The sequence below is a fragment of the Nocardia violaceofusca NBRC 14427 genome (assembly GCF_963869435.1).
In the GTDB taxonomy this organism is placed as follows: Bacteria; Actinomycetota; Actinomycetes; order Mycobacteriales; family Mycobacteriaceae; genus Nocardia; species Nocardia aobensis.
In genome coordinates this window covers 1-23,956 of sequence record NZ_CAWMPM010000044.1, presented here as the reverse complement: position 1 = coordinate 23,956, position 23,956 = coordinate 1, and the positions used below count along the sequence as shown (strand labels likewise).

Annotated in this window: 22 protein-coding genes; 8 read left to right on the top strand and 14 right to left on the bottom strand. The window is 68.8% G+C overall.

Translation table 11 applies throughout. The annotated features are described in order from the left end of the window. Nucleotides 1-55: 55 nt before the first annotated feature. Complete coding sequence (locus tag AC5592_RS31255) at nt 56-292, bottom strand: DUF2530 domain-containing protein (RefSeq protein ID WP_036497965.1); 237 nt, start codon at nt 290-292, stop codon at nt 56-58. Nucleotides 293-328: 36 nt separating this feature from the next. Here AC5592_RS31255 and AC5592_RS31250 point away from each other — a divergent pair, with 36 nt between their 5' ends. Beyond that, on the top strand, nt 329-793 hold the full coding sequence (locus AC5592_RS31250; protein ID WP_051024228.1) for a MarR family winged helix-turn-helix transcriptional regulator: 465 nt from the start codon (nt 329-331) through the stop codon (nt 791-793). A 28-nt stretch (nt 794-821) separates the two neighbouring features. On the opposite strand, the gene AC5592_RS31245 is transcribed toward AC5592_RS31250, so the two are convergent. The 5 genes from AC5592_RS31245 to pdxH all read right to left on the bottom strand — a co-directional run bounded on the left by AC5592_RS31245 (nt 822) and on the right by pdxH (nt 6,726). Continuing rightward, the gene (locus tag AC5592_RS31245) at nt 822-1,211 is read right to left on the bottom strand and encodes a YccF domain-containing protein (RefSeq protein WP_198163982.1); all 390 of its coding nucleotides are present in this window, start codon (nt 1,209-1,211) and stop codon (nt 822-824) included. A 229-nt stretch (nt 1,212-1,440) separates the two neighbouring features. Beyond that, nucleotides 1,441-2,643: a GNAT family N-acetyltransferase gene (locus tag AC5592_RS31240; RefSeq protein ID WP_036497967.1), complete on the bottom strand. Its 1,203-nt coding sequence runs from the start codon at nt 2,641-2,643 to the stop codon at nt 1,441-1,443. Nucleotides 2,644-3,007: 364 nt separating this feature from the next. After that, complete coding sequence (locus AC5592_RS31235) at nt 3,008-4,363, bottom strand: citrate synthase (RefSeq protein ID WP_084507460.1); 1,356 nt, start codon at nt 4,361-4,363, stop codon at nt 3,008-3,010. Between the two features lie 182 nt (nt 4,364-4,545). Beyond that, complete coding sequence (locus tag AC5592_RS31230; RefSeq protein ID WP_232329637.1) at nt 4,546-5,838, bottom strand: MFS transporter; 1,293 nt, start codon at nt 5,836-5,838, stop codon at nt 4,546-4,548. Nucleotides 5,839-5,952: 114 nt separating this feature from the next. Next, entirely contained in the window at nt 5,953-6,726 is a 774-nt protein-coding gene (gene pdxH / locus AC5592_RS31225) for a pyridoxamine 5'-phosphate oxidase (protein WP_084507457.1), read from the bottom strand. A gap of 148 nt (nt 6,727-6,874) precedes the next feature. Here pdxH and AC5592_RS31220 point away from each other — a divergent pair, with 148 nt between their 5' ends. Further along, a complete protein-coding gene (locus AC5592_RS31220) occupies nt 6,875-8,017 on the top strand; it encodes a citrate synthase 2 (protein WP_036497980.1) in 1,143 nt (380 codons plus the stop codon). Between the two features lie 79 nt (nt 8,018-8,096). Further along, complete coding sequence (locus AC5592_RS31215; RefSeq protein WP_232329633.1) at nt 8,097-8,987, top strand: polysaccharide deacetylase family protein; 891 nt, start codon at nt 8,097-8,099, stop codon at nt 8,985-8,987. Nucleotides 8,988-9,004: 17 nt separating this feature from the next. On the opposite strand, the gene AC5592_RS31210 is transcribed toward AC5592_RS31215, so the two are convergent. Then, complete coding sequence (locus AC5592_RS31210; protein ID WP_232329632.1) at nt 9,005-9,817, bottom strand: hypothetical protein; 813 nt, start codon at nt 9,815-9,817, stop codon at nt 9,005-9,007. A gap of 138 nt (nt 9,818-9,955) precedes the next feature. On the opposite strand from AC5592_RS31210, the gene serC reads away from it, so the two are divergent. From serC to AC5592_RS31195, 3 genes are all read left to right on the top strand, one after another. Continuing rightward, on the top strand, nt 9,956-11,083 hold the full coding sequence (serC, locus tag AC5592_RS31205) for a phosphoserine transaminase (RefSeq protein WP_063066259.1): 1,128 nt from the start codon (nt 9,956-9,958) through the stop codon (nt 11,081-11,083). 308 nt (nt 11,084-11,391) lie between these two features. Continuing rightward, on the top strand, nt 11,392-12,486 hold the full coding sequence (sepH, locus tag AC5592_RS31200) for a septation protein SepH (protein ID WP_063066258.1): 1,095 nt from the start codon (nt 11,392-11,394) through the stop codon (nt 12,484-12,486). A 317-nt stretch (nt 12,487-12,803) separates the two neighbouring features. Then, the gene (locus AC5592_RS31195) at nt 12,804-13,535 is read left to right on the top strand and encodes a DUF6928 family protein (protein ID WP_036498014.1); all 732 of its coding nucleotides are present in this window, start codon (nt 12,804-12,806) and stop codon (nt 13,533-13,535) included. 23 nt (nt 13,536-13,558) lie between these two features. On the opposite strand, the gene AC5592_RS31190 is transcribed toward AC5592_RS31195, so the two are convergent. Continuing rightward, the gene (locus AC5592_RS31190; RefSeq protein ID WP_232329631.1) at nt 13,559-13,861 is read right to left on the bottom strand and encodes a DUF2537 domain-containing protein; all 303 of its coding nucleotides are present in this window, start codon (nt 13,859-13,861) and stop codon (nt 13,559-13,561) included. After that, nucleotides 13,858-14,661 (bottom strand): TrmH family RNA methyltransferase, encoded by an 804-nt coding sequence (locus tag AC5592_RS31185; protein ID WP_036498007.1) that lies wholly within the window; start codon nt 14,659-14,661, stop codon nt 13,858-13,860. Before AC5592_RS31185 ends, AC5592_RS31190 begins: the two co-directional genes overlap by 4 nt. A gap of 139 nt (nt 14,662-14,800) precedes the next feature. Here AC5592_RS31185 and AC5592_RS31180 point away from each other — a divergent pair, with 139 nt between their 5' ends. Continuing rightward, a complete protein-coding gene (locus AC5592_RS31180) occupies nt 14,801-15,163 on the top strand; it encodes an FKBP-type peptidyl-prolyl cis-trans isomerase (protein WP_036498008.1) in 363 nt (120 codons plus the stop codon). Nucleotides 15,164-15,169: 6 nt separating this feature from the next. Here AC5592_RS31180 and AC5592_RS31175 read toward each other — a convergent pair whose 3' ends face one another. The 5 genes from AC5592_RS31175 to AC5592_RS31155 all read right to left on the bottom strand — a co-directional run bounded on the left by AC5592_RS31175 (nt 15,170) and on the right by AC5592_RS31155 (nt 21,233). Beyond that, nucleotides 15,170-16,336 (bottom strand): YhgE/Pip domain-containing protein, encoded by a 1,167-nt coding sequence (locus AC5592_RS31175; protein ID WP_036498010.1) that lies wholly within the window; start codon nt 16,334-16,336, stop codon nt 15,170-15,172. A 76-nt stretch (nt 16,337-16,412) separates the two neighbouring features. After that, entirely contained in the window at nt 16,413-17,795 is a 1,383-nt protein-coding gene (locus tag AC5592_RS31170; protein ID WP_063066257.1) for a sensor histidine kinase, read from the bottom strand. Nucleotides 17,796-17,832: 37 nt separating this feature from the next. Beyond that, nucleotides 17,833-18,537, bottom strand: coding sequence for a response regulator transcription factor (locus AC5592_RS31165; RefSeq protein ID WP_036498012.1), 705 nt, complete (start codon nt 18,535-18,537; stop codon nt 17,833-17,835). 73 nt (nt 18,538-18,610) lie between these two features. Beyond that, nucleotides 18,611-18,991, bottom strand: a complete 381-nt coding sequence (locus AC5592_RS31160) for a hemophore-related protein (RefSeq protein ID WP_051024243.1) — start codon at nt 18,989-18,991, stop codon at nt 18,611-18,613. A 130-nt stretch (nt 18,992-19,121) separates the two neighbouring features. Then, nucleotides 19,122-21,233: an AMP-binding protein gene (locus AC5592_RS31155; RefSeq protein WP_063066256.1), complete on the bottom strand. Its 2,112-nt coding sequence runs from the start codon at nt 21,231-21,233 to the stop codon at nt 19,122-19,124. A gap of 318 nt (nt 21,234-21,551) precedes the next feature. On the opposite strand from AC5592_RS31155, the gene AC5592_RS31150 reads away from it, so the two are divergent. Next, nucleotides 21,552-23,956, top strand: a 2,405-nt coding sequence (locus tag AC5592_RS31150) for a HAMP domain-containing sensor histidine kinase (RefSeq protein ID WP_157122350.1), incomplete at its 3' end; no start/stop codon positions are given.

The following is a 23,956-nucleotide window of genomic DNA, read 5'->3' as shown; positions in this document are numbered from 1 at the left end:
TCAATTCGCACACTGTAAAGTCGGCGCGCTCGGGCGTGGCGCGTGCCGGCCGGTGTCACAGCCCTTTCTGCGCGCCTTTGTCACCTCTGCGGGCGCCGCGGCGCTGAATCACGAAAATGCTGTAGCCGAGCAGTCCCACGCCGAGCCCCATCAGACAGATCGGCCGCGCGTCGGCCCAGCTGTCGTTGCACCAGACCACGATCGTGGCCACCAGCCACACCAGCGAGCCGACGGCCAGCACGGGACGTGGATCGGTCAGCCGCGGCGGGATCTCGGGCACCTCGGGGGTCACGAAGTCAACGATAGCGGCGGGAACGGCGAACCACATATGTGGTGTCACGTATCGTTTGCCTCTGTGACAACGCCTTCCGATATCCGCGCGCTCGCCGGTGAACTGTCCCTGGCGGTCGTGCGGCTGACGCGCCATCTGCGCGGCCGGCGCGCCGACGCGCAGATTTCGCTCACTCAACTGTCGGCTCTGGCGACCCTGGCCAGGGACGGGGCGATGACTCCCGGTGTGCTCGCCGCCAAGGAGCGGGTGCAACCTCCGTCGATGACGCGAGTGATCGCCTCGCTCTCGGAACTGCAGCTGGTCAAGCGCGATCCGCATCCCACCGACGGCCGTCAGGTCATCGTGTCGCTGTCGGACGCCGGCAAGGCGCTGATCCAGGACGAGAACAACGCCCGCGAGGCGTGGATGTTCGATCAGCTGTCCGGTCTGACCCCCGATCAGCTGCGGGTGCTCGACGACGCGGTCTCGATCATGAAGCAGCTGGTCGCCGACTCGGAGTAGGGCCCGTCCGGCGTCCGGATGCGGGCGCTCAGGCCACGAAAGCGTGGTCGCTGGAGACGATTTCACGTCCCAGCGGCATCAGCGAGACCGGGATGAGTTTCAGGTTCGCCCAGCCGAACGGAATCCCGATGATCGAGACGAACAGCGGAATGCTGGTGACCAGGTGCCCGATCGCCAGCCAGAATCCCGCGAGGATCACCCAGATGATGTTGCCGATCAGCGAGGGAGCCCCCGCTCCGGGCTTGGCCACCACCTCCCGGCCGAACGGCCACAGCACGTAGGCGCCGATCCGGAACGACGCGATCCCGAACGGGATGGTGATGATCAGGATGCAGCAGACGATTCCGGCCAGGAAATAGCCCACCGCCAGCCAGAACCCGGCGAAAATCAACCAGAGCACATTCAGTACGAACCGGATGAGGGTCACCTCCCCAGCATGCCAGGGCGGTGCCCTCCTCACCAGAGACGACGGAACTTCCCCTCGAGCGTGCCCTGCTGCCCGGCACCGGCGCGAGCGGTCCACCGATGCGTGACCGGCGGCTCCGTCCGTCGATGAATCGGGCGGTGTCGAAGGTCGCGACGGCCGCACCGGATCGAGCCGGTCGAGTGTCGGCCCACAGTGGTGGACGACAGTGGTGGACGACAGCTCAGAAGAACCAGCCGAGGACCGGTTCGCGTTCGGCCCGGAAAGCGCGGTCCACATCCGCGACGATCCGGGAGTCCTTCGCCCACAATCGGTTCGCGCCGGCGAAGGTGCGGGCGGAGTACGCGCCGAGGTAGAGGCTGCCCAGCACGTCGATGCCGAGCTCGAGGTCGGGGGTGCGGCTGGTGGGTTCGCATTCGGCTCGCCCGTCACGCACGCGCAGGGCGAAGGTACCCCCGGCGTGCCGGAACGGATCGTCCACGGCGACAACGACATCCAGATCCGTCTCGTAGGCGCGCGCGGACAGGGCGGCGGGGACGTCCATCGGCCGGGCCCACAGCCCGTCGTGACGGCTGACGGTGCGGACCAGGCGGGAGTCGGTGAGCAGGTGGGGCAGCGGGTCGTCGTCACCGATGGTGGCGGTGACGGTGTCCACCAGGTCCAGACCGAGCAGGGCACGCCACAGGGCGGCATGCGCCTCGACGGTGACCGCGCGCAGTTCCACCACCTCGGCGGTGAGCTCGCGGGGCTCGGGGTTGTCGTAGCGGTAGAGCGCGTACCCGTCGGGATGGGTGAGGGCGTACAGGGCGGCCTGGCCCCCGCTGCCGACCAACTGGATCAGCCACGCCGAATGCGGGCGGGCCTGGGCGCCAGGGACCAGTCGCCGCCAGCGGTCGTAGATGCCGGGAGCCACGGTGATCGCGTCGTCGAGCGAGCTCAGGGTCACGCCGCCGGGATCCGGCGCGGTGGGCCGGAACTCGGCGAACCGCCGGTCGATGGTGACGCGGTTCTCCACCACACACGGCCCGTATCCGAACCGTCCGTAGATGGTGGCCCGGCTGGCGGTGAAGATGGTCAGCGGCAGCCCCGCGGCCTCGATGCGCTCGTGCAATTCGGTGTACATCGCGCGCAGAATCCCGCGCCGGCGATGGGTCGGCGCCACCGCGACACCGGCCACCCCGCAGACCTCGACGGGATGGGGACCGGGCACCGTGAGCGTCATCGTGGTGTCCCGGGTATGCCCGACGATCCGGTCGCCGTCCACGGCCACGAGCGCACGTTCGATCGGGAACAGTTTCAACCGCTGCGCGGTGACGACCGGGTCCTCGCGGGGCGAAGCGCCGAAAGCGTTCGACAACAGCAAGCCGATACCGGGAATGTCCTCCTCGGTAGCGGGCCTGAGCGTGACCTCCGATGCGATCGCCATACCTCGACCATCGCACGCCGGCACGACCCGGCGCACCAGGATTTTCACGAGGTGCCATGCATGGAGACAAAAGACATCTCCGAGACGGCGCCGAAGCGAAGCGGAGGCCAAAAATACAGATCCGGGCCTGCCGTCCCCTCCGAGGCAGGCCCGGATCCGGCGCCCGGCGTCATTTCCGGGCTGCGAGAACAATGGTGCCGGGCAGCGCCGGCGAGCCGCTTAACGTGCGCTTGTAATCGTGCGCGAATCCGCTTGCGGCGCAGCGTCCACCGATGCGGGCCAGCGAAAAGCCGTGCGCGGCAACCGCCCTCGACATGCACGAAGCCCGCCTTCCGAATGGAAGGCGGGCTTCGGGTCAGGTGATTCAGCGACCGGCGATATCGCCGTAGTCGCGCGCACCGTAGCCGGTGTAGATCTGGCGCGGGCGGCCGATCTTCAAAGGCTCGCTGTGCATTTCGCGCCAGTGCGCGATCCAGCCGGGGAGCCGGCCCATCGCGAACAGCACGGTGAACATGCGGGTCGGGAAGCCCATGGCCCGGTAGATGACGCCGGTGTAGAAGTCGACGTTCGGGTACAGGCGGCGATCGACGAAGTAGCTGTCGGTCAGGGCGGCCTCTTCCAGCGCCTTGGCGATGTCCAGCAGCGGGTCCTGCACGCCCAGCTTGCCGAGGATCTGGTCGGCGGTCTTCTTGACGATCGTCGCGCGCGGGTCGTAGTTGCGGTAGACGCGGTGTCCGAAGCCCATGAGCTTCACGCCGTCTTCCTTGTTCTTGACCTTGCGGATGAAGTCCTTGACCGCGGCGTCGACGGTGCCGCCGTTGATGTTCGCCTTGATGCCGTCCAGCATCTCCAGCACGGCCTGGTTGGCGCCGCCGTGCAGCGGGCCCCACAGCGCGTTGATGCCGCCGGATACCGAGGTGAACAGGTTGGCGTCCGAGGAGCCGACCAGGCGCACGGTCGAGGTGGAGCAGTTCTGCTCGTGGTCGGCGTGCAGGATGAGCAGCATGTCCAGCGCGGCGGCGACCTCGGGGTCGACCTCGTAGGGTTCGGCCGGGAAGCCGAAGGTCATGCGCAGGAAGTTCTCCACCAGGCTCAGCGAGTTGTCCGGGTAGAGGAACGGCTGGCCGACCGACTTCTTGTAGGAGTAGGCCGCGATGGTGGGCAGCTTGGCCAGCAGGCGGATGGTGGACAGCTCGACCTGCTCGGGGTCGCGCGGGTCCAGCGAGTCCTGGTAGTAGGCCGACAGCGCGTTGACCGCCGAGGACAGCACCGGCATCGGGTGCGCGTTGCGCGGGAAGCCGTCGAAGAAGCGCTTGAGGTCCTCGTGCAGCAGTGTGTGGCGGCGGATCCGGTCGGTGAAGTCTTCCAGCTGTGCCTGGGTCGGCAGCTCGCCGTAGATGAGCAGGTAGCTGACCTCGATGAAGTTCGAGCTCGCGGCCAGCTGCTCGATCGGGTAGCCGCGGTAGCGCAGGATGCCGGCCTCACCGTCGATGTAGGTGATCGCCGACTTGGTGGGCGCGGTGTTGGTGAAGCCCGGGTCGTACGTGACGTACCCGGTGCTGGCCAGCAGCTTGCCCAGATCGATTCCGTCGTTGCCTTCGACGGCCTGGGCGACAGTCATGGCGTATTCGCCGCCAGGGTAGGAAAGTACCGGCTTGGCGTCGCCTGCGCCGTCGGCGTCCGAAGGCGTTTGCGCGACTTTGATGTTCTCAGCGGGCACGGAAGGATCCCTCTCAGGCTAGAACCGTAGGCGTCGGGCGCGGTCGGCGTCCGGCGCACTTACCTCAACGCTAGCCGCTCACCGGTAGCGCCGATCCGTGAGGGTCGTCATCTGCTACCTCACGGTCACATGTGTGCGATGTGAGCTCGCGGGCCCGCTCGTGCTAATGGCCCGCGCGGTACTCACGAGTGCTGATCGGCCGGAATCTCGGCGTGGACGCGGGGAACGCGGTAGCGGACGAAGGCGGGGAAGACGGCCGCGGCGATCAGCACGCCGATCACCACCAGGACCCCACCACCGGCCGCCGCGACGGCAGTACCCATGGCCGCCGCGGTGAAACCGTGGGCAACATCACCGATCCGGGGCCCACCTGCGACGACCACGGTGAACACACCCTGCAGCCGCCCGCGCATCTCGTCGGTCGCCACCTCCTGCAACATGCTGGTCCGCAGCGCCGCGGAGAACATGTCGACCGCACCGCCGAAGGCCAAGCAGGCCAGGGCGATCCACAGTCCGACCCCCACGCTCAGCTGATGGCCGGTGGCGCCGACGGCGAGTCCGAAGCCGATCATCGCCACACCCCACAGCGCGATGCACACGACCACGGCCATGCCCTGGCGCCGCACGTGTCCGAGCCATCCGGAGAACACGCCACCGGCGACCGCACCCGCCGACATCGCGGCGAAGAGCAGGCCCAATGCCACACCGCCGGTCACCGGATCGCCGAAGGTGTCGTGCGCCATCTGCGGGAACAGTGCCCGCGGCATGCCGAACACCATCGCGATGATGTCGACGGCGAAGGAGGCCAGCAGGATGGGCTGGGTGGCCAGATAGCTGAAACCCTCGACGACCGTGCTCAATCCGGCCTTGCGGGCCACCCCGGTCGGCGGGACGGCGGGCAGCCGCCACACCGCCCACAGTGTGGCCAGCAGGGCGATGGAGTCGAGCAGATACAACATCGACAGTCCGGTCACCGGAATCAGCGCGCCCGCGAGAACGGGCCCGGCGATGGCGCCGAACTGCATCACGGTCATGTTCAGCGAGTTGGCGGCCGGGAGCAGATCACCCGGCAGCAGGCGCGGAATGATGGCCGCGCGGGTCGGCTGGTTCATCGCGAAAAACGCCTGCTGCACCGCGAAGAGTCCGAGCACCAGCCAGACGTTGTTCACCCCGGCCGCGGCCTGCAGCCAGAACGCCACCGAGGTCAGCCCGGTGCCGGTGCTGGTGATCAGCAGCAGGGTGCGCCGGTCCATGACGTCGGCGACCGCGCCGCCCCACAGGCCGAAGACGATCAGCGGCACCAGGCCGAAGATCCCGGCCAGGCCGACATATCCGGAGCTGCCGGTGATTTGGTAGATCTGCTGTGGAACCGCGACCACCGAGAGCTGGGCTCCGATGACGGTGACGATATTGGTGACCCACAGCCGCCGGAAATCGATGTCGCGCAGCGGTGCGACATCGGCGAGCACCTTCACCACGGCCGGGCTTTCACCATGGCGCGGTGTCTTCGAGAAATCATCCCATGAATATAGCCGGTGCCGGCCGATCCGCGACTCGGGCATATCGCCCGTCGCGGCGGGGATTCCGGGTCAGGGTTGCAGGCGTTCGATGCGGGCGGAGCCGATCGCGGCCGGTCCGTCCGGAAGCGTGATCCGGATGCGGTTGTGCAGCCGGCTGCGCCGGCCCTGCCAGAACTCGATCTGCTCCGGACGCAGGATGTAGCCGCCCCAATTGGCCGGGACCGGAATCTGTTCCACGCCGTCGAAACGGGCCGTGACGTCGGCCAATGCCCGATCCAGATCCTCCCGCGAGGCCACCGTGCGCGATTGGTGCGAGGCCCACGCGCCGAGTTGCGAATTGCGCGGGCGTGAGCGCCAGTACGCCGTGGTGACCTCCGTGGAGACCTGGTCCACCGGGCCTCGTAGCGTCACCTGCCGGCCCACCTTGGGCCAGGCGAAGGTGGCCGACGCATACGGCACCGCGTGGAGTTGATCACCCTTCGCGGAGTCGTAATTCGTGTAGAAAGTCACACCCTCCGCGGACACTCCCTTGCACAGGACCGTGCGTGAGGCGGGGCGCGGTCCGGCGTCGGTGAGCTCGACGGTAGCCAGCACCATGGCGTTGGGTTCGGTGATACCGGCGTTGGTGGCGAGCTCGATCCAGTTGCGCAGCAACGGTTCCCAGCCGTCGACCGGCCAGCTCTCGGTCAGGTCCGGATCGCCGCCGTATTCGGCCCGCATCGCGGCGATGTCGACATCGACGCGGGGTACGGCCCCGAAGCGGTCCGGCAAAGTCGATGAATTCGCGGTCGGAAGACCCGATTCGCCCCCCGCTGAGCCCGGTGAATTCTCCTCCTCGCGCATGGTCCAAACGTTACTCCCCAGTACTGGGGGGATAAGGTTGCAGGTGATCGGCCGGAGTGGCATACGGCCGCACCCGGCCGAGCCGGGAAAGCACCATCGCGTGGCCGCCCACAGATCGTGCGGCCCGATTTGCAAGGAGAGTCACAACATGACTACCAGCGCTGCGGCTCCTACTGGTCCGGCCGTACCCCCCGATTTCGTCAGTGGTCTGGAAGGCGTGGTGGCGTTCACCACCGATATCGCCGAGCCCGACAAGGACGGCGGCGCGCTGCGCTACCGCGGTGTCGACATCGAGGATCTGGTCGGTAACCACGTCACCTTCGGTGACGTCTGGGCGCTGCTGGTCGACGGCCGCTTCGGGCAGGGACTGCCCCCCGCCGAGCCGTTCCCGCTGCCGGTGCACACCGGCGACGTGCGCGTCGACGTGCAGGCCGGTCTGGCGATGCTCGCCCCGATCTGGGGCTACCAGCCGCTGCTGGACATCGACGACGCCACCGCGCGCGAGAACCTCGCGCGCGCGTCGGTGATGGCCCTGTCCTATGTCGCGCAGTCCGCCCGCGGCATCTATCAGCCGGCCGTGCCGCAGAAGGACATCGACGAGGCGAGCACGATCACCGAACGCTTCATGCGGCGGTGGAAGGGTGACCCGGATCCGCGCCACGTCGAGGCCATCGACGCCTACTGGGTGTCGGCCGCCGAACACGGTATGAACGCCTCCACGTTCACCGCGCGCGTGATCGCCTCGACCGGCGCCGATGTGGCCGCCAGCCTCTCCGGCGCGATCGGCGCCATGTCCGGTCCGCTGCACGGCGGTGCGCCCGCGCGCGTGCTGCCGATGATCGAAGAGGTCGAAAAGACCGGCGACGCACGCGGTCTGGTGAAGGGCATCCTCGATCGCAAGGAGAAGCTGATGGGCTTCGGCCACCGGGTCTACCGGGCCGAGGACCCGCGTGCCCGGGTGCTGCGCGCCACCGCGAAGCGGCTGGACGCCCCGCGCTACGAGGTTGCCGCCGCGCTCGAGCAGGCCGCGCTCGCCGAACTGCGTGAACGTCGCCCCGATCGCGCCATCGAGACCAACGTCGAGTTCTGGGCGGCCGTGATCCTGGACTTCGCCGAGGTGCCGGCGCACATGATGCCGGCCATGTTCACCTGTGGCCGCACCGCGGGCTGGTGTGCGCACATCCTCGAGCAGAAGCAGCTGGGCAAGCTGGTACGCCCCGCCGCGATCTACACCGGACCGGCGCCGCGCACCGCGGAATCCGTGCCGGGTTGGGACACCATCGTCCGGTAGCTCCGGCCCACCACCGATCGAGCGCCTTCGCGGTTTCTGCGGAGGCGCTCGTCGCTTCTCTGCCGTAGCATCTGCTCGCGTGGGTGGTGCAGAACTGTCGCGACGTCGGCTTCTGGCAGCGGGCGCGGCGGTAGCCGCGGGTTTCGCCGCAGCGGGATGCGCTACGGCCGAAGGGAATTCGTCGGTCAAGACGATCATCTCCACGGCGCCGCCCGCGCCGGTGCACCCCTCGGTTCCGCCGGCGGCGAGTCCGGTGACGGCGGCGCTGTCCGCACAGCCCGATCCGGTGGCCGTGGCCGCGCGCTATGCCGGACGGCAGCCCACCGGATGGGGGATGGACCTGCCCGGAATCATCACCTCGATCCCGGCGCAGGGTAAGCAGATGGCGTTGACGTTCGACGCCTGCGGCGGACCGGACAACGACGAGATCAACACCGAGCTGATGAATTACCTCGTCGCCCATGACATTCCGGCGACGCTGTTTCTCAACAAGCGCTGGATCGACGCCGACCCGCGCCGGGCCGAGCAGCTGGCCGCCAATCCGTTGTTCGAACTCGCCAACCACGGCACCCGGCACTGTCCGCTCTCGGTCACCGGCCACACCGCCTACGGCATCGCCGGCACCGCGTCCCCGCAGCAGGCGATCGACGAGGTGTGGGGCAATCACGAGCGGCTCACCCGGCTGCTCGGGCATCCGCCGCGGTTCTTCCGCGCGGGCACCGCGCATTACGACGATGTGGCGGTCGCCATCGTGCGGGATCTGGGGGAGACACCGGTCGGCTTCAGCATCAACGGTGACGCCGGCGCGACCTTCTCGGCCGCGCAGGTGCGCACCGCCATGTCGGCGGCGCAGCCCGGCGCGATCTCGATCGCCCATATGCACCGCCCGAAATCCGGTACCGCCGAGGGCATGTCGGTGGTGCTGCCGGTATTGCGTTCGCGCGGTTTCGAATTCGTCAAACTGCCCTGAGCCGCACGTTGCGCGCCTCAGAGTTCGGCCGAGGCCTCCCAGTCCACGGCTACCGACTCGCCGCGGTCCACGGCGAAGAACGCGACCTCGAGATGCCGGCCCAGATCGACCAGTTCGATCGCCGGTAGCGGCACCGGCTGCACGATCCGAACTCGCCACGGCTGCGGTTCGTCCCAGGCGCGCAGTTCCAGATCCAGCCGCAGCACCGGATCGTCGCGGCCCGAATAGTCGGCGGCGATCGGCGTGGCGGCCAGCACGGTCGCGTCGGCGCGTCGGCCCGCGGACAGGATCTTCGAAATGCTGACCCGCGTCGCCTCCGTGACGCCGGGCACGTACAGCACCAGCCGCTCCCGATCACCCGGATCGACGCGGCAGCCGACCACATCGCCGGGTTGCATGGACTCCCGGTCGGCGTCGCTCACTCGTTGCCGCACCCGGGTCTCGTACGGCGGTGCGCCGTCGAGCTGGATCCGGACCCAGAAGCGATAGCCGGTATCGATCCGGCCCGCGGCCGCCGTCCGTTTCCGCGCGCCGTCGACGGGGAGGGCCGAGGTCGGGGTCCGGCAGGGCCGGACCCCGAGAATCGTGGCCTTCCCGGGCAGGCCGCGCAACAGCAATTCGTGGCGCGCTCCATCGGAGAGCATGCCCGTACGCAGCATGAATCCGGCCCCCTCGAGCCGCTTGACCAGGCGCGCGCGCAGGCCGGGCCCCCCGCTACCGGACCGGGTCGATCCGTCCGCGTCATCCTGGGGAACCGCGGTGGGCCCCGATGCCGCGGATGCGGCGGAGATGCCCGTGGAGTCCGGTCGCTCCCGCCCTGTCATGCTCATTGCCCAACGGTAACGGGCGGCCGTGCGCCGACACGGCGTTACGGACATCTGCGCGGTTCCGGCGAGCCCGTCGCACCCGTGTGCACAACCTCGACCCACCCACGCGCGAGACCTACATCACGCTCTAGGCTTGAGCCCATGACCGCTGCCTTTCCGAGCATTCCCGACGATCTGAAGCCCGCCGACGGACGGTTCGGCTGCGGCCCGTCCAAGGTCCGTCCCGAACAGCTGCGCTCCCTCGTCGAGGTCGGCGCGTCCGTGATGGGTACCAGCCACCGTCAGAAGCCGGTCAAGGACGTCGTCGCGCGCGTCCGTTCGGGCCTGCGCGACCTGTTCTCGCTGCCCGAGGGCTACGAGGTCGTGCTCGGCAACGGCGGCACCACCGCGTTCTGGGACGCCGCGGCCTTCGGCCTGATCCGGGACCGTTCGCTGCACCTCACCTACGGCGAGTTCTCCTCGAAGTTCGCCGCGGTGGCCAAGCGCAACCCGTTCATCGGCGATCCGATCGTGGTCTCCTCGGACCCGGGCACCGCGCCCGAGCCGGTCTCCGACCCGGTCGCCGACGTGATCGCGTGGGCGCACAACGAGACCTCCACCGGTGTGTCGGTTCCCGTGCAGCGGCCCGCCGGCTCGGACAACGCGCTGATCGCCATCGACGCCACCTCCGGTGCGGGCGGTCTGCCGGTGAATATCGCCGATGCCGACGTGTACTACTTCGCGCCGCAGAAATGCTTCGCCTCCGACGGTGGCCTGTGGGTCGCGCTGATGAGCCCGAAGGCGCTGGAGCGAGTCTCCGAAATCAAGGATTCGGGTCGCTACACCCCCGAATTCCTCTCGCTGCCGATCGCGATCGACAACAGCACCAAGGACCAGACCTACAACACCCCGGCGCTGGCCACCCTGCTGTTGTTCGCCGATCAGATCGAGTGGATGAACAACAACGGCGGTCTGGACTGGACTGTGAAGCGGACCCTCGATTCCTCGTCGCGGCTGTATTCCTGGGCCGAGTCCAGCGAATTCGCCACCCCGTTCGTCGCGGAGCCGGCGCACCGCTCGCAGGTGGTCGGCACCGTCGACTTCGACCCGTCGGTGGATGCGGCGCAGGTCGCAAAGGTGTTGCGCGCCAACGGCATCGTCGACACCGAGCCCTACCGCAAGCTGGGCCGCAACCAGCTGCGCGTCGGCATGTTCCCGGCGATCGACCCCGAGGACGTGTCGCAGCTGACCCGCTCCATCGACTGGGTGGTGCAGCAGATCAGCGCCTGATCGCCACGGCCCTCGGATAAAAAGCTCGCGAAAGTCGCGGAATTTCGTCACCGAAATCCGCGGCTTTCGCGTTTACGCTGTGTTGGTGTGCGCCAACCGAAATCGTGCCGGAAGTTTGCCGGGGCGCGGGCCGGTGAGCGTGGAAACAGAGCAGATTAGTCGTCCCCAGCACCGCGGCGGTAGATTTCAGGCCGCGTGTCTTGCCACACGAATCTCAGAAGTGCACTACTGTTCCAGAACGTGGGCGGTGTCGCGAGCTAGTCGGTGCTCGGCGCAGCTGTGATCGACGCAGCGATAAGGAGGTAACGGTGCGTGAACTTCGAGTGATCGGATTGACGCCCGATTCCGCGCACATCGTGTGCGTCGATGCCGAGACCGGTCAGAAGTACCGGCTCGCCGCCGACGAGAAGCTGCGTGCCGCCGCGCGTGGAGACCTTGCCCGATTCGGCCAGATCGAGATCGAAACGGAGGCGACCATGCGTCCTCGCGATATTCAGGCTCGGATCCGTGCCGGTGCGTCGGTGGAGCAGGTCACCGAAGAGTCCGGTATGCCGGCCAGCCGGGTGGAGCGTTTCGCCTACCCCGTGCTGCTCGAGCGTGCCCGCGCGGCCGAGCTGGCGCAGAAGGCGCATCCGGTGCGCAAGGACGGTCCCGCCGTGGAGACGTTGATCGAGATCGTCTCGGCCGCCTTCGCCGAGCGCGGCCACAATATCGATATCGCCGAATGGGACGCCTGGAAGGACGAGAAGAACTACTGGGTGGCCCAATTGCAGTGGCAGGCGGGCCGTTCGGTGATCGCCGCGCACTGGCGCTACCAGCCGGACGCGCACGGCGGCTCGGTGGTGCCGCTCGACGATCCGGCCTCGGACCTCATCGATCCCGATTTCGGCCGCGCGCTGCGCGGGCTGGCCACCATCCTGCCGGAGCCGGCGCCCGAGCCCGCCCCGGTGGTGGAACCGGTGTCGGCGGGGCCCGTTCAGACCACCGCGGTGGCCGAGACGGGCGAGGCCGGTTTCGACGAGTACTTCGAGCAGCGGGCCGCCGTGGGCGGCACGGCGGTTCCGGTCAGCGCCAAGAGCACCGTGGCGGCGAATCCGCCGAGCACGACGGCGCCGACGGCTCCCGCGACCCCGGCGCTCCCGGCCGCGCCGGCCGCCGCGGCGCCCACGGCTCCGGCCGAGCCGTCCGAACCGGCCGCTCCCGCCGCTCCGGCAGCGGATCCCGAGCCCGCCGTCGCGGCGGAGCCGGAGACGGTCCCGGCCGCGAAGTCCACCGCCGCGGCAGCGAACACCAAGCCCGAGACCAAGCCCGCACCGCAGAAGACGGCCCGGGCCAAGCGGGGTAAGGCGCCGATGCCGTCCTGGGAGGATGTGCTGCTCGGCGTGCGTAGCTCCGGACACTGAGTCCCCCGCCGGGTACGAAATCCCGGCCGGTCACATCGAATTCGCGGCGGAGGCCATCGGTCTCCGCCGCGAAGTCCGTTCGGCGTATTCACCCTCGTTCGGGCGCGTTGTCGCCGGAATGTTGGGAAACGGGGGTTGACACGCGCGGCAGAAGTCAGAAGCGTCGGTGTTTCCGCTGTTGGGGGAGTAGATTTTTCGTATGCGTCCGATTCTCGTCGGGCGCACAGCGAGCAGGCCGCGGCGGCGGATGTGGTTCGGCTCCCGCGATTGCTCGGGAGTAACCACGCTTACCCGTTCGAGCTCGGGAGGTGTCGCAGGTGCCATCCACAGCCTCGTCGATCTGGTACGTCGACGACCCGGACCCGGCTGCGGTCCTGCGCTCCCACCCCGATCCCGACCCGGAGGCCGCGCTCGCACTGGCCAAACAGCTCAATCCCGACCACGACGTCGTGCCCGCCGCCTCCGGCACCCTGAAGGTCTGGGCCGGCCCCGATCCCGGCTCGATGTACATCGGCTGCTTCCCGGGCGTCACCGTGGTCTGTACCGTGCAGGCGGCGCGCAGCCACCCGACCCGGCTGCCGGAACTGCTCATCCGGCCGCTGGCCTCCGAGCACACCTATCTGGTGTCTTATGACGTCGCACTGGGCTGGGGTGCGTTCGCGCATTGGGAGCGCGGGGAATTCCGCCGCGCCTTCAGCGCCACCCGGGTCGACATCGTCGAGGACGAAGGGCTGCCGCTGGTGTGGGAGCGCCAGTACTGGGCCGGCGACCATCCGGTCCGGCTGCGGCCCGGTGATTTTCCCGATCCGCAGATCCTGCCGTTCGACCCGCCGGAATTCGCCGACGCCGCGAACGAGGAGTGGCTCGGATTCCGTTATCGGGCCGGCGCTTGCGGCGACGCACTGCTTCCGGACCGGATCGAGGTGTGCGGATTCAGCCTCTATCCCGCCGGGCAGGCGCCCGCACCGGCGACCCGGGAGACGTCGGTGACGATTCCGGCGAGTAAGCGCTGGTTCGGCTGGCTGCGCGGCCGCGACCGCGTGTTGTGATCGCGAAACCTCGAGCGCGAAATCTAGTGGGCCGCAGCGTCGATCAGCAGCACGACCCAGCCGATCAGCACCCCGGCGCCGAGTCCGGCGAGCACCCAGCGGGTGACCGGGGTGTGGCGCCAGCGCCACGCGGTCGGTGCGGTACCGGCGACGGCAATCACGTTCACCGCCACCGCGAGCGTCCAATGGACATGGGCCAGTGCGACACCGAACGAGTACACCCCGGCGGCGGTCAGCGCGGCGACGAAGACGGCCACGGCGATGCCCGCCGCCCACGGTGTCGGTTCGCCGGGAGTGGCTTCCGGGCGGCCCAGCGGTCGATTCACGAGGTCCGCACCCTTTCGTAGAAAGCCATCGCGGCCGCGGTCGCGACATTGAGCGAATCGGTGCCGGGGGTCATCGGAATCCGGGCGCGGATATCGGTGGCGCGCATGGCCGCCTCGGTCAGCCCGGGGCCTTCCGCGCCGAGCAGCAGCGCCACCCGGTCGCCGGTCATCGCGGTCGCCAGATTCACCGCCGCCGGATTCGGCGTCAGCGCGATGATCCGGAAACCGAGCTCGCGCAGCGTATGCAGGCCGTCGGGCCAGGTCGGCAGCGACGCGAACGGTACGCGCAGCACGTGCCCCATCGACACCCGCACCGCGCGGCGATACAGCGGATCGGCGCAGCGGTCGCCGAACAACACCGCGTCCGCGCCGAGTCCGGCCGCGTTCCGGAAGATCGAGCCGATGTTCTCGTGATCGTTGACGCCCTCGAGCACGGCGACCGTGCGAGCGGTCTCCAGGATTTCCTCGGGCAGCAGTTCCGGTGGTCGGCAGGCGGCGGCGAGGACGCCGCGATTGAGGTGAAATCCGACGATTTCGGCCATCACCTCGGCGCCGACCCGGTAATAGGGGACGTCCACACCGGCGAGGTCGGGGGCGAGCTGATCGAATCGGCGACCCACCCCGAGCAGGGCGAACGGCTGGAAACGCGAGGCCAGCATGCGCTGCACGACCACCACGCCCTCGGCCACGACCAGGCCTTTCCCGCCCGGAAGGTCGGGCCGCCGGTCGGCCGAGTTGAGGTCGCGGAAGTCGGCGACCCGAGGGTCGCCGGGGTCGACGATATCGATCACGTGGGCCACGGCAACCTATCCTGCACCCTGGCCGCGAATTCGGCCGAGCCAACTGTCGTGTGAAACACGGTTTGGCGGGCAACGCTATGGTGAACTCTTTATTGGTTTATCCACAGAACGATTTATCCATCGCAACGGAAGAGGACGCATGACCAAGCCGGAAGTCGAGTTCCAGGAAGGCCCCGCGCCCACCACGCTGGAAGTGCAGGATCTGGTCGTGGGCGACGGAGCCGAAGCCGTGCCCGGCGGCACCGTGGAGGTGCACTACGTGGGCGTCACCTACGACACCGGCGAGGAATTCGATTCGTCCTGGAACCGTGGCGAATCCATCACGTTCCCGCTGCGCGGCCTGATCCAGGGCTGGCAGGACGGTATTCCCGGCATGAAGGTCGGCGGCCGCCGCCAGCTGACCATCCCGCCGGAGCTGGCCTACGGTCCCGAGGGCTCGGGCCACCCGCTGTCGGGCAAGACGCTGATCTTCGTCATCGATCTGCTGAACGTCGTCGAATAAGGACGTTCACTGCCGGACGATCTCGACCGGATCCGACAGATTCGTCGCCAGGACGGACTGCTGGGATGTGCTGTGTGCCGGTAACGCGGTGAGGGCCTTGCCGGTTTGATCGGTCAGATTCGTCGAAATCTGCTGCATCTGGGTGACCCCGCCGGTCACCGCCCGCAGCGCACCCTGCAGTTGCGTGCTCGCCTGATCGGCGAGCTGCGGAATCTGCCCGGCCAGGGCGGCGCCCTGGTCCAGCTGGGCGGTGGCCGCGGTCAGCCGGTTCGCGGCATCGCGCAGAATGGTGCCGAGGCCGGTGTTCGGATCGGTACTGCTCCCGGTCAGCCGGGCCACGCCCGCCAGTTGGGTGTCGGCCTGGCCGGCGATCGAGCGCAGCGCCTCCAGCTTGCCGATGATGTCGGTGAGCTGAGGATCCGCCGCGAACGGCAGCGCTCGCAGCAGCGGCAGGACCTGGTCGAGCCCGGTACTCATCGTGTTCGCACCGGCACTGATCTGCCCGATGGTCAGTCCGGTGGCATCGACGGCGCCGGCCATGTTCTCGGCCTGATTCGTCGCCTGTCCCAGAGTGCTGTGTACCTGGCCGAGCTGCGAAGTCAGCGTCGCCGCACCGGATTTCGCGGAATCCAGGAAACCCAGCATCTGCTGGGCGCCGCCGGTGAACTGTCCGGCGGCGTCGGAGGCCGTCCGTACGCCCGCGTCGAGCAGTTGGGATGTGAAGGCGGCCTGCTGCATCGAACCGCGCGCGTTCGCGACCGCGCCCAGGGTCTGATCCACGCCGGCGGCCGCGATTCGCCGTGTCACCGCCGCGACCGCATCGTCGACCGCGGCGGTGTCGGCGTGTTCGTTGGTGGCCACGGTCAGCTGGGCCCGATGCGGTTGCGCCGTGGCGAGGGTGGCCAACGACGAACTGAGGTCGGCGGGCAGGGTGATCACCGCGGCATGATCGGTGGTGCGGGCACCGGGTTCGGCCACGATCCAGGTGTCGTCCTCGGATTGCAGCGCCTTCACGATGCGGGCACCGGCGGGGCCGGTATCCGCGTTGACGATCGCGATATCGGTCGGCGCGGCGCCACCGCGGGTGGCGGCGATCACCCCGCCCGTCACCGCGCCGGCGACCACCAGGGTCACCACACCGAGCACTGTCCAGCGAAAACGTCTATCTGCCACGCCGTTCGACGGTAGCGACGATGAATGCGCGAGTACTGGCCGATATCTGAGGGTTCTGTGAGGGAACTCGGGCGAATCAGGATTCCGGCGGTGGCGGCGCGGACATCCGACGGTCCGGCAATTCCAGCACCAAGCGCACCCCGCCCAGGGTGCCGTCGTCGAAATAGGCTCGCCCACCGTGTAATTGGGCCTGCTGCGCGACCAGGGCCAGGCCCAGACCGGAGCCGCCCTTGGTGGCGTTGGCGCCGCGGATGAAGCGGTCGAAGACGGTCCGTCGTTCCTCGGCCGGGATGCCCGCGCCGTTGTCGTCGACCGAGATCACGATCCAGCCGTCGGGGCGGCGATGGGCCGACACCAGCGCCTGCGTGGCGCCGCCGTGGCGGGCGGAATTGGTGAGCGCGTTGTCGACCGCCAGCCGCAGTCCGGTCGGCAGGCCGCGGGTGATCAGTTCGGGATCGGTCTCGATGCGGACGCTGAGTTCCGGGAAGTGGCGCATCGCATCGTGGGCGGCGTGATCGACCAGATCGCCGACATCGGTTTCGACATGGTCGCGTTCGTCGGTCAGCTCGCCGGCGGCGAGCCGTTCCAGCGCGGCCAGCGTGGCCTCCACCCGGCCCTGACTGCGCTGCAGATCGTCGAGGATCTCCGCCCGCTGCTGCTCGTCGAGGTGCAGGGTGCGCAGCACCTCGAGGTCGGTGCGCATCGCGGTGAGCGGAGTACGCAGTTCGTGCGCGGAGACGGCGGCGAAATCGCGGGCCGTCTCGAGTGCCGCCGCGGTTTCGGCCTGGGCGAACTGCACGCGCTCCAGCAGCGAATTCACTGCCTCGGAGAGCTTTTCGGCCTCCCAGACGCCGGATCCGTCCACCCGGACCTCGGCCGTGCTGGTGCCGCTGCGCGCACTCACCTGCCGGGTGAGATCGCGGATCGGGCGCACCGCGCCACCACCGAACACCCAGCCCAGCCCGGCCGCCGCGGCCACCGCCAGCCCGGCCGCGAACAGCACCCAGCGCCGCTGCTCGGACATGGTGTGATAGGCGTCGGTCAGCGGGATCGCGATCGATACGGTCCGTCCCTCGGGCTGATTCTCGGTCGTGGTCAGCACCCGGAACGGAGTGCCGCCCAGCGTGACCGTATGCGAACCCGGGTCCTCGGCCGGGAGGCGCACGCTGGTGGAGGCGATGATCTCCCCGTGGTCGCGCACCGTCACCGCCATATCCTTGTTCGGCGTCACCAGCGACAGCACTCCGACCGCGATGAGCGGCTGCATCAGCACGATGCGCGAGGCGATGTTCAATTCCTGGTCGGCCTGGGCGAGATTGTTGCGGCCCAGCGCCACCACCGACACCCAGCTCAACACCGCGGTGATGATGATCGCGCCCAATGCCGCCGCCCCGGCGACCCTGGTGCGCAGCGAATAGGAGTGTCGCAGCCCGAAGCGCCGCCGTCCCGGTGCGGTCATCCCGCACCCGCACAGGTCGTTTCGGCGGGCGCACCGGTCATTTCGGCATCCGCAGCACGAAACCGACGCCGCGGATGGTGTGCAGCAGCCGGGGCGTGCCGTCGGCCTCCAGTTTGCGGCGCAGATAGCCGACGAAGACGTCCACCACATTGGTGTCCGCGGCGAAGTCGTACCCCCACACCAGCTCCAGCAGTCGTTCCCGGCTCAACACCACCCCGGCATTGCGGGCCAGAGTGGACAGCAGTTCGAATTCCCTTTTGGTGAGCTCGATTTCGTTACCGTGCAACAGGGCGCGATAGCCGGCCACATCGATTTCCAAGGGGCCCACGGTGATCGAGCCCGGCGCCGCGGCGGGGGCGGTATCGGTGCGGCGGCGCAGCAGCGCCCGGATTCGCGCCACCAATTCGGCGAGGACGAACGGTTTCACCAGATAGTCGTCCGCGCCGGATTCCAGTCCGGCGATCCGGTCGCCGACCGAACTGCGCGCCGAGAGCACGCAGATCGGCACCTCGTTGCCCATCGCACGCAGCGCGGTCACCACGCCGGCGCCGTCGAGCACCGGCATGTTCATATCGAGCACGATGGCGTCGGGCGACTGTTCGGCCACGCTGCGCAGGGCCGCGGCGCCGTCGCGGGCGATGACCACCCGGAATCCGGACAGTCGCAAACCGCGTTCCACCGAGGACAGCACATCCTCGTCGTCGTCGACCACCAGCACCGTCGGATTCTCGCTGCTCGCCACGGTGTGCAGTGTAATTTGACCGCGCGGCCCCGGGGGGTGGCCCGAGGCCCGCGCGAGTTGCCCGGTGCCCGGGTCAGTAGTTGTGGCAGGAATCGGCGACTTCCTGAATCGTCCGGCTCAGGCCGGCGGCCCGCGGGTCCTGCTGGGCGCGCTGCGCCTCGTCCGGATGCTGGGCCAGATACTGCTGGAATTCGGCCCGGCGCTGTTCCACGGGCTGATCGAATTTCGCCTTCAGCTCGGCCTTCTGGTCCGGGTTGTTGTCCAGGATCGAGGCCAGCTGCGGCGCCTTGTCGTGCAGGGCGGCGTCGACCTGAGCGAAGCTGCAGGTCGAATTCAGCAGCGGCGCAACCAGTTCGGTCGGACCCGCCGATGCGGTGGCGGGGACCAGCAGGGCGGCCCCGGCGGCCAGGCCCGCGGCGGTGAGGGTGGTTGCGGCAAATCCGCGAATGCGCATGTTTCTTTCTCCCTGTGCGTCGGCACGTACGTGTCCGGCACGGTATCGCCGGAGTCTGGGGCGTGCGTGAACCGATTCTGAGAAGACTCTGAACCGGGCCGGGCGCGCGCCCTGCACTCGGATGCCCCGATCAGGAACCGATACTCGAGCCGTTCGTGCTCGCCGCCGGGTCGGCCGTGGTCTCCGCCGCCGGGTCGGCGGTCGGATCGGTCCCGGCGAGCAGTTGATCCTCCAGCGCGATGAGCACCGCGGGATCCTCGATGGTCGCGGGCATCTCCCAGGTCTCGCCCGAGGCGATCTGGCGGATGGTGCGGCGCAGGATCTTTCCGGATCGAGTCTTCGGCAACGCCCGGACCACCGTCACGTCGTGCAGGGTCGCGATCGCGCCGATCTGCTCGCGCACCCGGGCGATGATCTCGGCACGCAGCTGCGCCAGTTCGATGTCGACGCCGTTCTTGAGCACCACGTAGGCGATCGGCAGCTGTCCCTTCAGTTCGTCGGGCACTCCGATCACCGCGGTTTCCGCGACCGCCGAATGTCCCGAGATCGCGGCCTCGATGCCGCCGGCCGAGAGCCGATGCCCGGCCATGTTGATCACATCGTCGCTGCGGCCGAGGACGTACAGATACCCGTCCTCGTCGAAATAGCCGGAGTCGCCGGTCAGATAGTGCCCGGGATAGGCCGAGAGATAGGAGCGGCCGAAGCGCTCGTCGTCGCGCCACAGGCCGGTCAGCGAGCCGGGCGGGAGCGGGAGCCCGATCACGATATTGCCCTCGGCGCCGGTGGCCACCGCATCGCCTTCGTAGTCGAGGACGCGCAGCCGGTAGCCGGGGACCGGAACCGAGGCCGAGCCGGGTTTGATCGGCAGCTCCTGTAGACCGAGCGGGTTGGCACATACCGGCCAGCCGGTTTCGGTCTGCCACCAGTGGTCGACCACCGGGCAGTCGGGCAGGTCGGCCAGCACCGTCTCCCGGGTCCACTCGTAGGTGGCCGGGTCGAGCCGTTCGCCGGCGCAGAACAACGCGCGCAGTGAGGACAGATCGTGGCGGCGGGCCAGCGCGGCATCCGGATCGGCGCGGCGGATCGCGCGCAATGCGGTGGGGGCGGTGAACATCACGTGCACCCCGTACTGCTCGACCAGCCGCCAGTAGGTGCCGGAGTCGGGCGTACCGATCGGTTTGCCCTCGAACAGTATGGTCGTCGCGCCGACCAGCAGCGGGGCGTAGACGATATAGGAATGGCCGACCACCCAGCCGATATCGGAGGTGGTCAGCATCACCTGCCCCGGGGAGACGTCGTAGATATTGCGCATCGACCAGGCCAGCGCCACCGCGTGGCCGCCGTTGTCGCGCACCACGCCCTTGGGTTTTCCGGTCGTGCCCGAGGTGTAGAGGATGTAGAGCGGATCGGTCGCGGCCACCGGCACCGGGTCGGCCGGTTCCGCGTCGCGGACCATGTCCTCCCAATCCAGCCAGCGGGCCGCGATGGTGGCGGTGGAATCCGGCAGCGTGTCGGTGGCCGGCTGCGGGGCGGCGAACCGGATGGTCGGAAAGCCTTCGCGCTGCTTCACGACCACATTCCGCGGCGCGGTGGTCTGCACCTGGTCGAGTGCCTGCAGCACGATCGGCGGGTACTCGAGGCGCTTGTTCGGTTCCAGGCCGCCGGAGGCGGTGACGATCAGGACGGGTTCGGCGTCGTCGATGCGGGCGGCCAGTTCGTGCGCGGCGAATCCGCCGAAGACCACCGAATGCACCGCGCCGATCCGCGCGCAGGCCAGCATCGCGATGACGGCCTCGGGGATCATCGGCATGTAGATCACCACGCGGTCGCCGGTACGCACCCCGAGCCGCAGCATGGCGCCGGCGAACCGGGCGACCTCGGCCAGCAGTTCGGCGTAGGTGTAGACGACTGTGGCGCCCGTCATAGCGGAGTCATATATTAAGGCGGGCTGATCCGCGCGACCGCCCGTTTTTTCGGAAATGCCCGTTTCGGCGGCGGTATCGGTATCGTCGTTCGTCGAGGCGGGTTCCGCTGTGAGATCGCGCACATGCCGATCGAGGGCATTGTAGGAGGTGTTGAGGCGAGCATCGGGAAACCACCGAGCCGTCGGTCGTGCCGTGGTATCGAGAATCTGTTCGGGCGCAACGTCCCAGCTGATCGCCTCGGCCGCGCTACGCCAGAAGTCCGACGGGTCGACCAGGCTGGTCTGGTAGGTGGGCCGGTACTCCTGCTTCGCGTTCAACCGTATGACTCCCTGCCTCGCATCGATGCCCGCCTCGATAGATCAGCCTGATTGTGGCAGACTTCACGCGACGTCCGGGCGGCCGCCGCGACCTTTGATTTTGGCTGGAACAGCCAGGTCAACGGCTGGTGGTTGCCAAGAGGTCACACAAGAAGTTATTGATCCGTTAGAATCGCATGTCACCTATTTCGGCCGTCATGGACGCAATTTCTCGGCCAGCCGCAGTTCCCGGCCCGTTCTGCTTATCGAGCCGCGCGTGCGATCGTGGAGGCTCGCCGATGGCGCGTGGCTGGGGCCAGTTTGGAAAGTGAGTTGGAGATGCGTGACGCCGCTAGGCCCGTTGGGAAGCGCTGGGCGCTCGGCAACTGGGACCTGCGCTGGAAGGTTACGGCCGTGCTGGCCGTGCCGCTGCTCGTCGCGGTGGTACTCGGTGCTTCCAGGATCGCGTCCGAGTTCAGTGACTCGAGCCACCTGGATCGGGCGGTCGAGCACGTCGAGGCGATTCCGGCCGTCACCGGCCTGAGTGGTGCCGCGGCCACGGTCGCCGGTGGTCAGATGGCCGCGATCAGCCCGACCCAGTCGCTGGTGCAGGACGCGGACCTGACCCGACTGGACGGCGCCATCCAGACCGCGCAGAAGGCCACGGCCAAGCTGGACGGCGTTCCGGGTGCGCGCGATGCGATCGAGCAGATGATCAAGGGCGCCCAGGCGGTGCGCGATCAGGGCACCAAACCCTCGCCGGTCCTCGCCGACGCGATCGCCCAGGAAGAGGCGATCCGTCAGAACAGCGTCCGCACGGTCGAGGAGATCGTCTCGACCATCTCCGACCCCGGCGTCGACGCGGCGAAGCTGCGCCTGGTCGACTCGCTGAACACCCGCGCGGTGATGGTCCAGGAGATCGCGGCCTCGGCCAAGACCCTGACCGGTGACGCCAAGGGCGGTCTGCACGACTTCCAGGTCGCCGGCAACACCGAGAAGTACATGCTCGACCTGCTGGCCAAGCGCCTGCCCGAGAACGATCCGACGATCGCCGAGCTGAACGGCTTGCTGCAGAACCGGATCACCATGACCAGCGGGCCGAACGTCGACGTCGGTCAGCTGCCGCTGATGGATATCAAGCAGTCGCTGGTCGACAGCCTGAACGGCTACACCAAGATCGTCGGTTCCTCGACCCAGGACATCACCTCGCGAGTGAACGACCTGGCCGGTAACGCCCGGGCCGGCGCCATTCAGTACGCCGTCATCGTCGTCCTGACGATTCTGGCCGCGCTGATCTTCGCCGTGCTGGTCGCGCGGGCCATGATCGTGCCGCTGCGCAAGCTGCGCCTGGCCGCGCTGCGCGTCGCCGAGCACGACCTCGGCTACGAGGTCTCGCGCCTGCGTGACGGTGCCAGCCCCGAGGATGTGCCGCTCGAGCCGATGCCGGTGCACACCGAGGAAGAGGTCGGCCAGCTCGCTCGCGCGGTCGACGACATCCACGGTCAGGCCCTGCGCCTGGCGGCCGACCAGGCCTCCATGCGTACCCAGGTCAACGATATGTTCGAAACCCTGGCGCGCCGGTCGAAGTCGCTGGTCGACCATCAGCTCTCGCTGATCGAGGCGATGGAGTACGACGAGAAGGACCCGCGCCTGCTGGAGAACCTCTTCCGGCTCGACCACCTCGCCGCCCGTATGCGCCGAAACGGCGACAACCTGCTGATTCTGGCCGGTACCCGGCAGCGGCGCAGCAAGTCCGCGCCGGTCGAGATCGCGGACGTGCTGCGTGCCGCCATCTCCGAGGTCGAGGACTACGAGCGCGTGAAGCTGGGCGCCACCCCGCGCGGCGCCATCACCGAACCGGCCGCCTCCGACCTGGCGCACCTCTTCGCCGAGCTGCTCGACAACGCGCTGCGGGCCTCGCCGCCGGAGACCGACGTCAAGTTCACCTTCGCCCAGGCCCACGACCAGGGTCTGCTGATCGAGGTCGCCGACCGCGGTATCGGTATGCCGCCCGCGGAGATGGCATCGATCAACCGGCGCCTGGAAACGACCGCCGAGGTCGGTGCGGACACCGCACGTCACATGGGCCTGTTCGTCGTCAGCCGGCTGGCCGAGCGGCACGGCCTCAACGTGCGCCTGCGCCCGACCTTCGACACCGCCCGCGACCCGGGCGTCACCGTCACCGTGCACGTGCCCAAGGCGATCATCGTGGCGCCGGCGGGCGGCACGGTCTCGCTGCCGGATCAGTCCGGTGAGCAGATGTCGGTGCCGACCCAGCGGCCGTCCGCGGCGTCGTCGATGCAGATGCGCGGCGTCACCCGGACTCCGAGCGGCAACATGATGGTCACCGTGGATCCGGGCGTGAGCGGGCCGATTCCGATCACGCCGTCCGCGGATGCCGGCGACGACCGCACGGTGCGCACCAACGGTGCCGCCGCCGCGGCGAACGGTTCGGCCGCGGGCGGACTTCCGCAGCGCCAGCCGGGCGGTGCGGTTCCGGGCGGGCTGCCGCAGCGGCAGCCGGGGGCCAACGGACCGACCGCGCGTCATCCGCTCGCCGACGCCGAGCCGGGCACGGGCTTGCCGCAGCGTGAGCCGGGTGCCAACGGACCGCAGGCGCCCAAGGCGCAGCCGAACGCGAATCTGCCCCAGCGCGGCGGCTCCCCTACGGCGCAGCCGACCTCGGGTCTGGCCGCCAATATGCTCAAGCGTCAGCCGGGTGCGGCGGGTCAGCCGCCGCGGCC